The 14,557-nt window shown below is 71.8% G+C and carries 14 protein-coding genes; 8 read left to right on the plus strand and 6 right to left on the minus strand.

All coding sequences use genetic code 11. The features are described 5' to 3' along the window. A complete protein-coding gene (locus ACZ7LS_RS05860) occupies window positions 1-972 on the plus strand; it encodes an ABC transporter substrate-binding protein (RefSeq protein WP_385131876.1) in 972 nt (323 codons plus the stop codon). Between the two features lie 103 nt (window positions 973-1,075). Here ACZ7LS_RS05860 and ACZ7LS_RS05865 read toward each other — a convergent pair whose 3' ends face one another. Continuing rightward, window positions 1,076-1,798, minus strand: a complete 723-nt coding sequence (locus ACZ7LS_RS05865; protein WP_382520559.1) for an isocitrate lyase/PEP mutase family protein — start codon at window positions 1,796-1,798, stop codon at window positions 1,076-1,078. Next, on the minus strand, window positions 1,798-2,379 hold the full coding sequence (locus ACZ7LS_RS05870) for a carboxymuconolactone decarboxylase family protein (RefSeq protein WP_385131880.1): 582 nt from the start codon (window positions 2,377-2,379) through the stop codon (window positions 1,798-1,800). Before ACZ7LS_RS05870 ends, ACZ7LS_RS05865 begins: the two co-directional genes overlap by 1 nt. A gap of 47 nt (window positions 2,380-2,426) precedes the next feature. Between ACZ7LS_RS05870 and pdxR the strand changes: the two genes are divergently transcribed. The 4 genes from pdxR (at window position 2,427) to ACZ7LS_RS05890 (ending at window position 6,338) form a co-directional block, all read left to right on the plus strand. After that, window positions 2,427-3,902, plus strand: coding sequence for a MocR-like pyridoxine biosynthesis transcription factor PdxR (gene pdxR, locus ACZ7LS_RS05875; RefSeq protein WP_385131883.1), 1,476 nt, complete (start codon window positions 2,427-2,429; stop codon window positions 3,900-3,902). Between the two features lie 116 nt (window positions 3,903-4,018). Next, window positions 4,019-4,630 carry a hypothetical protein gene (locus ACZ7LS_RS05880; protein WP_385131886.1) on the plus strand — a complete coding sequence of 204 codons (612 nt, stop codon included), beginning with the start codon at window positions 4,019-4,021 and terminating at the stop codon, window positions 4,628-4,630. Between the two features lie 197 nt (window positions 4,631-4,827). Continuing rightward, on the plus strand, window positions 4,828-5,115 hold the full coding sequence (locus ACZ7LS_RS05885) for a hypothetical protein (protein ID WP_382520567.1): 288 nt from the start codon (window positions 4,828-4,830) through the stop codon (window positions 5,113-5,115). A gap of 41 nt (window positions 5,116-5,156) precedes the next feature. Beyond that, the gene (locus tag ACZ7LS_RS05890) at window positions 5,157-6,338 is read left to right on the plus strand and encodes a glutathionylspermidine synthase family protein (protein WP_385131888.1); all 1,182 of its coding nucleotides are present in this window, start codon (window positions 5,157-5,159) and stop codon (window positions 6,336-6,338) included. Between the two features lie 111 nt (window positions 6,339-6,449). Here ACZ7LS_RS05890 and rocD read toward each other — a convergent pair whose 3' ends face one another. After that, a complete protein-coding gene (gene rocD / locus ACZ7LS_RS05895; protein WP_382520571.1) occupies window positions 6,450-7,655 on the minus strand; it encodes an ornithine--oxo-acid transaminase in 1,206 nt (401 codons plus the stop codon). 259 nt (window positions 7,656-7,914) lie between these two features. Here rocD and trpS point away from each other — a divergent pair, with 259 nt between their 5' ends. Together trpS and ACZ7LS_RS05905 are read left to right on the plus strand one after the other, a co-directional pair. Further along, the gene (trpS, locus tag ACZ7LS_RS05900) at window positions 7,915-8,928 is read left to right on the plus strand and encodes a tryptophan--tRNA ligase (protein ID WP_385131891.1); all 1,014 of its coding nucleotides are present in this window, start codon (window positions 7,915-7,917) and stop codon (window positions 8,926-8,928) included. Window positions 8,929-9,205: 277 nt separating this feature from the next. Next, window positions 9,206-9,826 carry a 2'-5' RNA ligase family protein gene (locus ACZ7LS_RS05905; RefSeq protein ID WP_382520726.1) on the plus strand — a complete coding sequence of 207 codons (621 nt, stop codon included), beginning with the start codon at window positions 9,206-9,208 and terminating at the stop codon, window positions 9,824-9,826. 65 nt (window positions 9,827-9,891) lie between these two features. Here ACZ7LS_RS05905 and ACZ7LS_RS05910 read toward each other — a convergent pair whose 3' ends face one another. Together ACZ7LS_RS05910 and ACZ7LS_RS05915 are read right to left on the minus strand one after the other, a co-directional pair. Further along, window positions 9,892-10,647, minus strand: coding sequence for a decaprenylphospho-beta-D-erythro-pentofuranosid-2-ulose 2-reductase (locus tag ACZ7LS_RS05910; protein ID WP_382668232.1), 756 nt, complete (start codon window positions 10,645-10,647; stop codon window positions 9,892-9,894). A gap of 99 nt (window positions 10,648-10,746) precedes the next feature. Then, window positions 10,747-12,177, minus strand: a complete 1,431-nt coding sequence (locus tag ACZ7LS_RS05915) for an FAD-binding oxidoreductase (protein ID WP_382876771.1) — start codon at window positions 12,175-12,177, stop codon at window positions 10,747-10,749. Window positions 12,178-12,267: 90 nt separating this feature from the next. Between ACZ7LS_RS05915 and ACZ7LS_RS05920 the strand changes: the two genes are divergently transcribed. Next, window positions 12,268-13,305, plus strand: a complete 1,038-nt coding sequence (locus ACZ7LS_RS05920; RefSeq protein WP_385131895.1) for a YihY/virulence factor BrkB family protein — start codon at window positions 12,268-12,270, stop codon at window positions 13,303-13,305. Here ACZ7LS_RS05920 and ACZ7LS_RS05925 read toward each other — a convergent pair. Next, window positions 13,253-14,548 carry a D-alanyl-D-alanine carboxypeptidase family protein gene (locus ACZ7LS_RS05925; protein ID WP_469449677.1) on the minus strand — a complete coding sequence of 432 codons (1,296 nt, stop codon included), beginning with the start codon at window positions 14,546-14,548 and terminating at the stop codon, window positions 13,253-13,255. The genes ACZ7LS_RS05920 and ACZ7LS_RS05925 overlap by 53 nt on opposite strands. Window positions 14,549-14,557: the final 9 nt, after the last annotated feature.

Genomic DNA, 14,557 nt, shown 5'->3' on the forward strand with positions numbered 1-14,557 from the left:
ATGGCTCGTACCCGTACACACGCCGCTCTGGCTCTCGCCTCGGCGGGCGCCCTGCTCGCCGTCACCGGCTGCGGCGCGGCCGACATGACCAAGCAGGCGTCCCCGTACGCCAACGCGCAGGGCGCGAAGACCGTCACCCTCTCCGTGCAGTCCTGGGTCGGCGCCCAGGCCAATGTGGCCGTGGCGTCGTATCTGCTCGAACACGAGCTGGGCTACCGCGTGGACACCGTCCAGATCGACGAGGTCCCCGCCTGGGACGCCCTCAGTCAGGGCCGGGTCGACGCCATCCTGGAGGACTGGGGCCACCCGGATCAGGAAGCGCGGTACGTCGACGAGAAGAAGACGATCGCACCGGGCGGCGGCCTCGGGGTCACCGGCCACATCGGCTGGTTCGTACCGACGTACTTCGCCGAGCGCCACCCGGACGTCACGGACTGGCGCAACCTCAACAAGTACGCCTCCCAGCTCCGCACCGCCGAGAGCGGCGGCAAGGGACAACTGCTCGACGGCTCACCGTCGTACGTCACCAACGACAAGGCGCTGGTGAACAACCTGGATCTCGACTACCAGGTCGTCTTCGCGGGCTCGGAGGCGGCGCAGATCACCCAGATCAAGCAGTTCGCCAAGGAGAAGAAGCCCTTCCTCACCTACTGGTACAAGCCGCAGTGGCTTTTCCAGAAGGTGCCGATGACGGAGGTGAAGCTCCCGGCGTACAAGGAGGGCTGCGACGCCGACCCCGAGAAGGTCGCCTGCGCCTACCCGCACACCCCGCTCCAGAAGTTCCTCAACGCGGACTTCGCGGAGAAGGGCGGGAGCGCGGCACGGTTCCTGGAGAACTTCACCTGGACGACCGAGCAGCAGAACGAGGTCGCCCTGATGATCGCGGAACAGAAACTCTCCCCGGAGGAAGCGGCCGCGAAGTGGGTCAAAACGAACGGTCCGACCTGGAAGAAGTGGCTCACGAAGAAGTAGACGACGGCGGCCCGGCGACGGACAGGCCCGTCGCCGGGCGCGTCCGCCCCGGTTCGGCAGGGCGGGCTGTAGCGGTCGGGCACCGAGGCTCAGTCCGGTGTCCTCAGCCGGCCGGGTGCGGGAGGTGGTCCGCGATCTCCCTGAGCGCCGTCATCGCGCGTCGTTGCAGGAGCGGGCCGAAGGTGACGCGGGTCGCGCCCAGGGTGCCCAGCTCGGCCGGGGGCGGGCCCGTCGGGAGAGCGATCGTGTTGAGCGGGCCCTCGATGCCCGTCCGCAGCGCGGGCAGCGCCTCGGGTGGCGCGGCGATCGGGTAGACGCAGTCCGCGCCCGCCGCCACATAGAGCCGGGCCCGCGCCACCGCCTCCGCCGGGTCGTCGACGCCCCGGATGAACGTGTCGACGCGCGCGTTGATGAAGAGGGCGTCGCCCGCCGCGGCCCGTACCTCCGCCAGCCAGTCCGCGTGCCGGTGCGGGTCCTTGAGGGCGCCGTCGGAGGAGTCCTCCAGATTGCAGCCGACCGCGCCCGCGTCCAGCAGGCGCCCGGTCAGCTCGCGGGGGGAGAGGCCGTAGCCGTCCTCCACGTCCGCCGATACCGGTACGGAGACGGCGCGGGCGATGCGCGCGATCGCGGCGAACATCTCGTCGGGAGGGGTCGCGCCGTCCTCGTAACCGAGCGACGCCGCGACCCCCGCGCTCGGCGTGGCGAGGGCGGGAAAGCCCGCGTCGGCGAAGACGCGGGCGCTGGCCGCGTCCCACGGGCCCGGCAGGACCAGCGGGTCGGCGGCGGCGCGGCCGTGGTGCAGGGCGCGGAAGGCCAGGGCCGTCATCAGTGCTTGAACTGGCCGGGCGTGTAGTGGCCCGGGGCCATCCGGGTGGTCACCCCGAACCGGTTCCAGGCGTTGATCACCGTGATCGCGGAGATCAGATGGGCCAGCTCGGTCTCGTCGAAGTGGGCCGCGGCCCGCTCGTACACCTCGTCCGGCACGAAACCGTCGGTCAGCACGGTGACCGCCTCGGTCAGCTCGATCGCCGCGATCTCCTTCGGCGTGTAGAAGTGCCGCGACTCCTCCCAGGCGCTGAGCTGGATGATCCGCTCCACCGACTCGCCCGCCGCCAGCGCGTCCTTCGAGTGCATGTCGAGGCAGAACGCGCAGTGGTTGAGCTGGGAGGCACGGATCTTGACCAGTTCGAGCAGGGTCGGATCCACGCCCCGCCGGGCCGCCGCGTCCAGCCGGACCATGGCCTTGTAGACCTCGGGGGCGAGCTTGGCCATGTCCAGGCGGGGGCTGTGCTCCGGGGCGTATCCCTTGGTCCCCTCGGCTCCCTCGGAGGCGTTCGCCGTGTCTGTCGTCGCCGTGTCTGCCGTCGTCTCTGTCGTCGTCTCTGTCGTCGTCTCTGTCGTCGTCATGTGTACGACGCTACGCGCCCAGTGGCACAGCAGTATGGTCCATTTCCATGACGGATTCCTGGGCCAATACGCGGATCGCCGGTGTCGATCTGCATCTGGAGCTGCGCGGGTCAGGACCCGGCTCAGGACCGCGCTCAGGACCCGGCTCAGGACCGGGCTCAGGACTGCGTTCCGGGCTCATGGACGCCCTGCGCGACGCCGTCCGTACGGGCCGCCTCACGCCCGGCACCCGCCTGCCGTCCTCCCGCTCGCTCGCCGCCGATCTGGGCATCGCACGCAACACCGTCGCCGACGCGTACGCCGAGCTGGTCGCCGAGGGCTGGCTCACCGCGCGGCAGGGCTCGGGGACCCAGGTGGCCAGGCGCGCCGCGCCCCGCAGACCCGCGCCCGCCGCGCCCAGAACGCGGCCGGTACGCCGCGGGCCCGCGTACAACCTGATGCCGGGCACCCCCGACCTCGCCGCGTTCCCCCGGGCGCAGTGGCTCACGGCCGCCCGCCGCGCGCTGACGGCCGCGCCGCACGAAGCGTTCGGGTACGGCGACCCGCGGGGCCGGACCGAGCTGCGTACCGTACTCGCCGACTACCTGGCGCGGGCGCGCGGTGTGTACGCCGACCCCGGGCGGATCGTGGTGTGCGCGGGCTTCGTCCACGGGCTGACGCTCCTCGGGACGGTCCTGGCCGCGCGCCGGGTGCGGGCGGTGGCCACCGAGTCGTACGGCCTCGACGTACACCGGGACCTGCTGACCCGAGCCGGGCTGCGGACCCCCGCGCTCGCCCTGGACGCGCTCGGCACGCGCACCGAGGACCTGGCCGACCCGCCGGACCCGGCGGCCGCCCGTGGCGTGGGCGCGGTGCTGCTGACGCCCGCGCACCAGTTCCCGACGGGCGTGGCGCTCCACCCCGACCGGCGCGCGGCGGCCGTGGACTGGGCGCGCCGTACGGGCGGGCTGATCCTGGAGGACGACTACGACGGGGAGTTCCGGTTCGACCGACAGCCCGTCGGCGCGCTCCAAGGGCTCGACCCCGAGCGGGTCGTGTACTTCGGCACGGCGAGCAAGTCCCTGGCGCCGGGGCTGCGGCTCGGCTGGCTGGTACTGCCCGACGAGCTGGTCGGCGAGGTGGTGGCGGCGAAGGGCGAGGCGGAGTGGGCGTCGAGCGCGCTGGACCAGCTCACGCTCGCGGAGTTCCTCGCCTCGGGCGCGTACGACCGTCATGTCCGGTCCATGCGGCTGCGCTACCGGCGCCGCCGCGACCAGCTCGTGGCGGCGCTGGCGGAGCGGGCGCCCGGCATCAGCGTGACCGGGATCGCGGCCGGCCTGCACGCCGTCCTCGAACTGCCCCCCGGCACCGAGCGCTCGGTGGTCGAGGCCGCGGCCTGGCAGGGGCTCGCGGTGGAGGGCCTGTCCCGCTTCTCCCACCCCTCGGCGCCGCCGGGACGCGACGCCCTGGTGGTCGGCTACGCCACCCCGCCGGACAGCGCGTGGACGGGCGCTCTGGACGCGCTGTGCCGGGTGCTGCCGTAAGCCGGACCGGTCGGACACCGGAGACGGTACCTCCGGCCGGGCGAAGAAGCTGGGCAGCGCCCTCAATCCGTTCGACCGCACCCTCAACCCGTTCGACCGAAGGAGACCGAAGGCCGATGCATACCGCCACCGCCCCGATCACGCTGGAGTTCTGGAAGGAGGGCCGCACGCACGAGCGGCGCGCCGGCTACCGGGGCGCCTCGCCGGAGTTCGGCGAGATCGTGCTGACCTGCCCGCTGCCCAGGAAGACGACCCCGGGCAGCGTGGTCTCCGAGGTGCGCGGCACGCTCATCCTCACCGCGACGTTCGAGACCAGCGGCATCCACACCGAGGCGGCGGACCTGCCGACGCTCAACCGGTCCACCCTCAGGGTCGGCGACGCGACGGTGTATCCGCGGCGCGACCGGTTCGGGCTGACGCACAAGGCCCGCGCCCTGCACTTCCGATACGGCGGCGACCACTACCGGCTGTGGGCGGTCAACCGGAAGCAGTACGTCCTGCGCCGGGAAGCCGACAACGAGGACCCGGGCGTCTCCCTCACGGCCAAGCAGTCCGGCATCGGCGCGGGCAAGAAGCTGGTGGTGCGGGTGGCGGGCCGGGCCGTCGCCGCGGACATCGCGATCGTCGCGCTCTTCGCCGGCGTGGACCGGGCCCCGCTGACCAGGGGCGGGGCGATACGGTCCGCCTTCGCGCGGTCCACCCGGCTCTTCGCGGAGAGCCAGGCCTGACGGCCGGGACGGCGCGGCCGTCCGCGGCTTCGGCGTCCGGAACCGCCACCCGCCGGGCTGCCCGCGGAGGGCGGGATCCGGCGCGCCGCGGGACGGTAGCGGCCCCGGCGGAAGCCGTAAAGACGGCGCGGGCGCCTTTACGACAGGGCGGTGGGGCCACCTATGGTGTTCACAACAACGGGGGAAGGGGCGGGCACATGGCCGCTACGCGTCAACGGAGGCTGAGGTCGAGCACGGTCGTGCTCGGAAGCATGGGGGTCCTCGCCGTCACGATCACGTCCTGCGGTTCGGACCCGGACAAACGGTGCGCCGACCGGACGACCCGGCAGACCCTGCCCAGCTCGGAGTGCAAGAGCGGCGGCAGCGGCTCGTACTACTACGGCGGTTCGAGCAGCAAGGGCAAGGTCGACGGCGGCAGTTTCGACAAGTCGGCGGTCGACAGGGGCGGGTTCGGCTGCTCCTCCTCCGGCTCCGGAGGCGGCTGAGCGATGGCCAGGCCGGCAGGTGACCGGCGGCTGATCCGCTGATGAAACGTCACGCCATAGAGCCCCGCCCCGACTGGCAGCGGATCGTCGAGGAACAGGGCGTCATCTATCCGCTCACCCGCTACCCGGACGACTCGCTGCGGCCGTACTGGGACGAGAGCGCCTACTACTCCTTCACGCTGCCCGAGGTGGAGGCCCTCGAAGAGGTCGTCGAAGAGCTGCACGCGCTGTGTCTGGGCGCCGCCGCGCACATCGTCGAGCACGACCGCTTCGCCGACCTCGGCATCACCGACCCCCGGCTCGCCGCCCTGATCGCCGAGTCCTGGCGGCGCCGCGCCGAACTGCCGTCCGTCTACGGGCGGTTCGACCTGCATTACGACGGCACGGGTCCGGCCAAGATGCTGGAGTACAACGCCGACACCCCCACCTCACTGGTCGAGGCCGCGAGCGCCCAGTGGTTCTGGATGGAGGACCGGTTCCCCCACGCCGACCAGTGGAACTCCCTGCACGAACGCCTGGTCGCCGCCTGGAAACGGCAGTCCGGACTCCTCCCGCCCGGCCCGGTGCACTTCGCGCACTCCGACGGCGACGAACTGGGCGAGGACCTGATGACGGTCGCGTATCTGCGCGAGACCGCCCAGCAGGCGGGCCTGGACACGGAGGCGCTCTCCGTCGAACAGATCGGCTGGGACCGGCTGTCGGGCCGCTTCGTCGACGACCGGCTGCGCTTCATCCGCAGCTGCTTCAAGCTCTACCCCTGGGAGTGGCTGACCACCGACCGCTTCGGCCCATACGTCCAGGACACCCTGGACAACGGCGGCGGTACGGGCACCACCTGCTGGATCGAACCCGCCTGGAAGATGCTCCTCTCCAACAAGGCGCTCCTGGCGATGCTCTGGGAACTCCACCCCGGCCACCCCAACCTGCTGCCCTCCCACCTCGACGGCCCCCGCGAACTGGCCGCGTCCCGCGGCTATGTGGCCAAGCCGCTCCTCGGCCGGGAAGGCGCCGGAGTCACCGTCCACGAACCGGGTGCGCCCCCGGTGCTACGGGACGAGCCGTGCTGCTACCAGGAGTTGGCGCCGCTGCCCGACTTCGACGGCAACCGCGTGGTGCTCGGCGCGTGGGTCGTCGAGGACGAGGCGGCGGGCCTCGGCATCCGCGAGTCCGCGGGGCTGATCACCGACGAGTACGCCCGCTTCCTGCCGCATGTGATCCTCTAGGGCCTGTAGGCCCCGTACGGCGCAGTACGGCCCGGGTCCGCCCGGGTAGGTCCGCCCGGTTACGCCCGGGTCCGCCCGGAAAACGCCCCCGAGCGGACACCGGGCACCCGCCTACTCCGCCAGCACCGCCCTGAGCTGGTCCAGGCCCCAGTCCAGGTCCTCCTTGCTGATCACCAGCGGCGGGGCGATCCGGATCGTGGAGCCGTGCGTGTCCTTCACCAGCACGCCACGGTCCATCAGCCGCTCCGAGATCTCCCGGCCCGTTCCGTGGGACGGCACGATGTCCAGCCCCGCCCACAGGCCCCGGCCCCGTACCGTCTCCACGGCGCCGCCGCCCGCCAGCACGCCCAGTTCGTGGTGGAGATGGTCGCCCAGCTCCGTCGCGCGCTGCTGGAACTCGCCCGTCCGCAGCATCGCGATGACCTCCAGCGCCACCGCGCAGGCGAGCGGATTGCCGCCGAAGGTCGAGCCGTGCTCTCCGGGGCGGTACACGCCGAGGATCCGGGCCGAGGACACCACCGCCGACACCGGCACCACCCCGCCGCCCAGCGCCTTGCCCAGGACATACATGTCGGGCACCACGCCCTCGTGCTCACAGGCGAACGTCTTCCCCGTCCGGCCCAGGCCCGACTGGATCTCGTCCGCGATGAACAGCACGTTCCGCTGCCGGGTCAGCTCCCGGACCCCGGCGAGATAGCCCGCCGGCGGCATCAGCACCCCGGCCTCGCCCTGGATCGGCTCCAGGAGCACGGCCACGGTGTTCTCGGTCATCGCCGCTTCCATCGCGGTGAGGTCCCCGAACGGAACGATCTCGAAGCCGGGCGTGTACGGGCCGAAGTCCGCCCGCGCCTCCGCGTCCGTCGAGAAGCTGACGATCGTGGTCGTACGGCCATGGAAGTTGTTGGCCGCGACGATGATCTTCGCCATGCCGTCCGGCACGCCCTTGACCTGGTAGCCCCACTTCCTGGCGGTCTTCACGGCGGTCTCCACCGCCTCCGCGCCGGTGTTCATGGGCAGCACCATCTCCATGCCGCACAGCTCGGCCAGCCGCGTACAGAAGTCGGCGAACCGGTCGTGGTGGAACGCCCTGGAGGTGAGCGTCACCCGCTCCAGCTGCGCCTTCGCGGCGTCGATGAGCCTCCTGTTGGCATGGCCGAAGTTGAGCGCCGAGTACCCGGCGAGCATGTCGAGGTAGCGCCGCCCCTCGACATCGGTCATCCACGCGCCGTCCGCGGAGGCGACCACGATGGGCAGCGGGTGGTAGTTGTGCGCGCTGTGCGCCTCCGCCGAGGCGATGGCACTCTCCGTTGTCGACACGGGTTTCTCCGATCGGTCAGGACCAGCTGTGCGGTACCAGCTGTGCGGGCAGTGCGGGCAGTGCGGGCAGTGCGGGACAAGCTGTGCGGTACGGGCGGGGCGCGGCCCCACTTTCTATCGTCGCTCGCCGCGAGGACGAGGAAACCTTGCCCGGCCGTGTCTCCGTCCCGTCCCCGCTCCGTATCCGCTCCGTATCCGTTCCGGCTCGGCCCCCGTCTCCGTTCCCGACCTGTCGGTCATACCTGAGAGAATGGTGAGCATGGCCTCTGATCGTCCCCGCGCGCTCTCCGGAATCCAGCCCACCGCAGGCTCGTTCCACCTCGGGAACTACCTCGGTGCGGTGCGTCAGTACGTCGCGCTGCAAGAAACCCACGACGCCTTCTACATGGTCGTCGACCTGCACGCGATCACCGTTCCGCAGGACCCCGCCGAGCTGCGCGCCAATACCCGTCTCGCCGCGGCCCAGCTGCTCGCCGCCGGGCTCGACCCGCAGCGCTGCACGCTCTTCGTCCAGAGTCATGTGCCCGAGCACGCCCAGCTCGCCTGGGTCATGAACTGCATCACCGGCTTCGGCGAGGCCTCCCGGATGACGCAGTTCAAGGACAAGTCCGCGAAGCAGGGCGCGGACCGCGCCACGGTCGGGCTCTTCACGTACCCGATCCTCCAGGTCGCCGACATCCTGCTGTACCAGGCGAACGCCGTCCCGGTCGGTGAGGACCAGCGGCAGCACGTCGAGCTGACCCGCGATCTCGCCGAGCGCTTCAACAGCCGCTTCGGACAGACGTTCACGGTCCCGGCGCCGCACATCGTCAAGGAGGTCGCGAAGATCTACGACCTCCAGGACCCGGCGATCAAGATGAGCAAGTCGGCGTCCACGCCCAAGGGCCTGATCAATCTGCTCGACGAGCCGAAGGCCACCGCGAAGAAGATCAAGAGCGCGGTCACCGACACCGGCACGGAGATCCGGTTCGACACGGAGGCCAAGCCGGGGGTGAGCAATCTGCTCACGATCTACTCCACGCTCACGGGCTCCACCGTCGCGGAGCTGGAGGACAAATACACTGGTAAGGGCTACGGTGCGCTGAAGACGGACCTGGCGGACGCGATGGTCGAGTTCGTCACCCCGTTCAGGTCACGCACCCAGGCGTATCTGGACGATCCGGAGACGCTGGACTCGATCCTGGCCGAGGGCGCGGAGAAGGCCCGCGCGGTCGCGGCCGAGACGCTGGCGCAGACCTACGACAGAGTCGGCTTCCTCCCCGCCAAGCACTGACGGCGCGGGCCACGCACTGACGGAGTACGGGCCACGCACCGACGGAGTACTGGCGCGGTACGGAGGAGTACCGGCGGCGCACCGGCGCGGAAGTGCCGCCGGGCGCCGTCGCGGAGCGAAGACACCGGAGGTCAGTGGGGTGCACCGGTACGGAAGACCACCGCGCCGGACGGCCCCGGCCACCGCTGGCGGGCCGGGCGGTGCGACCGTCACACTGGCGGGCGGCGGCGAAGACACAGACCATCGACACATGGACCACGGGACTGAGGAGATCGATGTGGGGACCGTAACGCTCGGCGTTTCGATCGCGGTCCCGGAGCCGTACGGCAGCCTGATCCAGGACCGGCGTGCGGGCTTCGGTGACCCCGCCGCACACGGCATTCCCACGCATGTCACGCTGCTGCCGCCCACCGAGGTCGACGCGTCGGCGCTGCCCGCGATCGAGGCGCATCTCGCCGCGGTCGCGTCGGCCGGCAGGCCGTTCCCGATGCGGCTGTCCGGCACCGGTACGTTCCGCCCGCTCTCGCCCGTGGTCTTCATCCAGGTGGTCGAGGGCGCGGCGGCCTGCACCTGGCTGCAGAAGCGGGTCAGGGACTCGTCGGGACCGCTCGTACGCGAGCTCCAGTTCCCGTACCACCCCCATGTGACGGTGGCGCACGGCATCGCCGAGGAGGCGATGGACCGCGCCTACGAGGAACTGTCCGAGTACGGCGCGGCCTGGAGCTGCACCTCGTTCGCGCTGTACGAGCAGGGCGCGGACGCCGTATGGCGCAAGCTGCAGGAGTACGCCTTCGGCGGTGGCGGAGAGATCTCGGGGGTGCCCTCGCAGAGCACCCCCGTCGACGCACCCCCGTCGAGCGGCCCGCCTCCCTGCGCGGAGTCACGGCTCCTGCGCTGAGCCCCGCCCTCCTGTTTCCGGTCCCGCTCCGGGGCGCCGGAACCCCGGAACCCCGGAACCCCGACTCAGCCCGGCAGCCTGCGGAACAGCGGGCGCGGCAGATGGCGCACCGCCGCCATCACCACCCGTAGCGCCCCCGGCACCCATACGGTCTCCGAGCGCCGCCGCAGCCCCAGCTCGATGGCCGCCGCCACCGCCTCCGGTGTGGTGGCCAGCCCCGTCTCCGGCCGGCCGGTCGCCGCTCTCGACCGTACGAACCCGGGCCGTACGACCATGACCTGCACCCCCGTGCCGTACATGGCGTCCCCGAGCCCCTGCGCGAACGCGTCCAGGCCCGCCTTGCTCGACCCGTAGATGAAGTCCGCGCGGCGGGCACGCTCACCGGCCACCGACGACAGCACCACCAGCGAACCGTGCCCCTGCGTCTGCAACGCGCCCGCGCACACCAGGCCCGCCGAGACCGCGCCGGTGTAATTGGTCTGCGCCACCCGGACCGCCGCGAGCGGCTCCGCCTCGTCGTTCGCCTGGTCGCCGAGGACCCCGAAGGCGAGCAGCACCATATCGATGTCGCCCTCCGCGAAGACCTTGCCGAGCGTCTCCTCGTGTGAGCCGGGATCCAGGGCGTCGAAGGCGACGGTACGGACGTCCGCGCCCAGGGCGCGCAGCCGGGCGGCGGCGGTGTCCAGGGCGGCGGAGGGGCGGCCGGCCAGCCAGACCGTACGGGTCCGGCGGGCGATCAGCCGGCGCGCGGTGGCGAGCCCGATCTCCGACGTACCGCCGAGGATGAGCAGGGACTGCGGGGTGCCGAAGGCGTCCTTCATCGTGAATCGCTCCTCAGGGGGCAGCAGGGAAGTGGGGACGTGGGGACGTGGGGGGAGGAGAAGGCCCGGGAGGGCCAGGCGGGACTTTCGCAACACGCCCTAGAGCGACAGCCGGCGTGACAGGTCCGAGGTGAAGACCGCGCGCGGATCCAGTTCCGCGCGCAGCGCGCGGAACTCCTCCAGCCGTGGATACATCGCGGCCAGCAGGTCCGGCCGCAGCCGGGCGTCCTTCGCGAGACAGACCCGGCCCCCGGCCGCCGCGACGTCCTGGTCCAGCTCGTCCAGGAACGGGCCGAGACCGGTCAGCCCCGCGGGCAGGTCCAGGGCCAGCGCCCACCCGGCCATCGGGAAGGACAACCACCCCGGATCCGCCTCTCCGAAACGTCTGAGCTCGGCGAGGAACGACGGACAGCCCCGGCGCGCCATCCGCTCCACGATCCGCCGCAGGGCCTCCTCCTGCCCGTCTCCGACGACGAACTGGTACCGGACGAAGCCGTCGCGCCCGTAGATCCGGTTCCAGTGCGGCACGCGGTCCAGCGGATGGAAGAACGCCGCGAGCCGCCGCAGCTCCCCGGTCCTGCGCGGCGGCGCCGCGCGGTATCCGAGGGCGCTGACGAGCCCGGCCGCGGTCCGTCCGAGGAGCCCCGGCGGTACGAGCGCGGGCGCGGCGGTGAGGTTCCCCGGCCGGAAGGGGAGCGGACGCAGCGCCAGTGGGTGCCGCCGGGCGCGCGCGGGGAGGGCGTCCAGCGGCGCGTGCTCCCCGCGGATCAGCACCGCGCGCCCCAGAGCCGCCCCCCGGGCCAGCAGATCGATCCGGGCGACCGCGTACCGGTGGCGGGGGCGGGAAGTGGCCAGCCGGGCGAGCAGATCGTCCAGGTCCCCGGCCCGTTCGGTGTCGACGGACATCAGGGAGGTCGCCACGCGGTGCAGCCGTACGGTCGCCGAGAGGATCACGCCCGTCAGGCCGAGCCCGCCCGTCGTCGCGTCGAAGAGCGGCGTGCCGCGGTGGACCGTACGTACCTCACCGTCGGCGGTCAGCAGCTCCACCGACAGCACATGGCGGGCGAAGGAACCGGCCCCGGGGTGGTTCATGCCGTGGATGTCGGCGCCGATCGCCCCGCCGACCGTCACATAGCGCGTCCCGGGCATCACCGGCACGAACCACCCCAGCGGCAGCAGCACTTCGAGCAGCCGGTGCAGACTCACGCCCGCGCCGCACACGACGACGCCCGTGTCCGCGTCGATGGCGTGGATCCGGTCGAGCGCGGTCGTGTCGAGGATCGCGCCGCCCGCGTTCCGGGCCGCGTCGCCGTGGGCCCGGCCGAGGCCGCGGGCGATGGCACCACGGCTTCCGGTCGCGCGTACGGCGGCGACCGCTTCCTCGTACGAACGGGGGCGGACCAGCAGGGCGGTCGTCGGGGCGGTACGGCCCCAGCCGGTGAGGGAGACGAACGGGTCGGCGCCGTCGTCCACGAAGGCGGTGTCAAGGGCGGTAGGGGTGTCGGTGTCGAGGGCGGTGTCGGCAGACATGGTGGTGACCGTATCGCCCCATACCGCGTTCTTTGTGGCCTTTGTCGTGCCGCTCGCGCTTGTTTTCCGATCAGCGGGTACACGTCGTTCATGGACTGGCTGAAGAAACTGCCCCTTGTCGGCCCGTTCGTGGCCAGGCTGACGCTGACGCACGCCTGGCGTTCGTACGAGACGCTCGACCGCGTCCACTGGACCAGGCTCGCCGCCGCCATCACCTTCATCAGCTTCATCGCGCTCTTCCCGCTGATCACCGTCGGCGCCGCGATCGGCGCCGCGCTCCTCAGCCAGAGCCGGCTCGACCAGGTGCAGGACACCATCGCCAAGCAGGTCCCCGGCATCTCCCAGCAGCTGGACATCAACGGCCTGGTGGCCAACGCGGGCACGGTCGGGGTGGTGGCCGGCGCGCTGCTGCTCCTCACCGGGATCGGCTGGGTCGGCTCGATGCGGGAGTGCCTGCGCGCCGTCTGGGAACTGGACGACGCGGAAGAGGGCAATCCGTTCCTGCTCAAGGGCAAGGACGCGGTGGCGCTCCTCGGCCTGGGAGCGGTCGGGCTGGCCTCACTGGGCGCCTCGGGCTTCGGCTCCACCGCCGTCGGCTGGTCCGCCGAGCGGCTGGGCATCCCCGAGAACGGCGCGGGCGGCGTCCTGCTCCAGACCGCCGCCCTCGTCGTGGCGGTCCTCGCCGACTTCCTGCTGCTGCTGTACGTACTGACGCTGCTGCCCCGCGTCCACCCGCCGCGCCGCCGGCTCGTCGTCGCCGCGCTCATCGGCGCCATCGGCTTCGAACTGCTCAAGCTGCTGCTCGGCGGCTATGTGAAGGGCGTGGCGGCGAAGAGCATGTACGGCGCGTTCGGGGTGCCGGTGGCGCTGCTGCTGTGGATCAACTTCACGGCGAAGCTCCTGCTGTTCTGCGCCGCCTGGACGGCGACCCCCAGCAAGAGCGACCTGGCGGACGAGGGAGACACCGGACAGGACGCGGGGCCGGACGCCGGGCCGAGGACCGGACAGGAGATCGAGCAGGACACCGGGCCGGAGACCGAGCGGCGGCGGGGCGACGGCAACCGCGCCGGCGGGGCTACCCGCGCGGACGGCGGCGGACCAGGTCGGGCAGCGGCCAGCGCCGGTTGACCAGGAACACCGCGCCTCCCAGCAGGACCAGCACCCCGCCCGCGACCGCGAGAGCCGTGCCGACACCGCCGGTGCCCTCGCCGTTCGCGGCCGCGAGCTTGGCGGGCTCGGTGGCCTTACCGGCCCCGGCCGAGTCCGCTCCCACGGCGGTGGGGTTCGGCGAGGCCTTCGTACGGGCGGACTTGGGCGGCACCAGCTCACCGACCGGCTTCACCTTCCCGGCCGCCGAGAAGCCCCAGTCCAGCAGCCGCGCCGTCTCCTGGTAGACCGCCTGGCCCTCCGTGGAGGACGGGTTCATGACGGTCACCAGCAGCACCCGGCCGTCGCGCTCCGCGACCCCGGTGAAGGTCGCGCCCGCGTGGGTGGTGTTGCCGTTCTTCACCCCGGCGATGCCCTTGTACGTGGTGACGCCGGGGGCGCCGGTCAGCAGCCGGTTGGTGTTCTGGATCTCGAACGAGTCGCGCTTCGGGTCCCCGTTCTTGTCCTTCTCGACCTTCTCGCCCTCCTTCGGCTTCTGCACGTCGCCGGGGAACTTGGCCGACGCCGTCGAGCAGTACTCCCGGAAGTCCTTCTTCTGGAGTCCGGAGCGGGCGATCAGCGTGAGGTCGTACGCGCTGGAGACCTGGTTCTTCTCGTCGTAACCGTCGGGCGTCACGACATGCGTGTCCAGGGCCTGGAGCTCTTCGGCGTGCTTCTGCATGTCCTTGACGGTCTTGGGGATCCCGCCGTTCATCTTGGAGAGCACGTGGACGGCGTCGTTGCCGGAGCGCAGGAAGACCCCCAGCCACAGATCGTGCACGGAGTAGGTGAGGTTCTCCTTGACGCCGACCAGGCTGCTGCCCGCGCCCACCTCCGCGAGATCGGTGGGCCCCACCTTGTACACCTCGTTCTTGGACAGCTTGGGCAGCACCGTGTCCGCGAAGAGCATCTTGAGGGTGGACGCCGGCGGGAGCCGCCAGTGGGCGTTGTGCGAGGCCAGCACCGCGCCGGACTCGGCGTCCGCGACGATCCAGGACCGGCCGCTCAACTGCTTGGGCAGGACCGGCGCGCCCGCGCCGAGGTTCACCTGCGTACCCGCCCGGCCGAGCTTCGCCCCGCCGACCGTGGACATGGAGACGGGCGGCTTCGGCCCGTTGGTGTCGGGCCCGTCGATCTTGCCGTCGGCCGACGCGGGCACGGCAATCATCACGGGAAGCACTGCGGCGGCGGCGACCGTCAACGCGGTCTTTTTCAGAGCGGACACGATCGAAAA

This window comes from Streptomyces sp. NPDC039430, assembly GCF_055639435.1.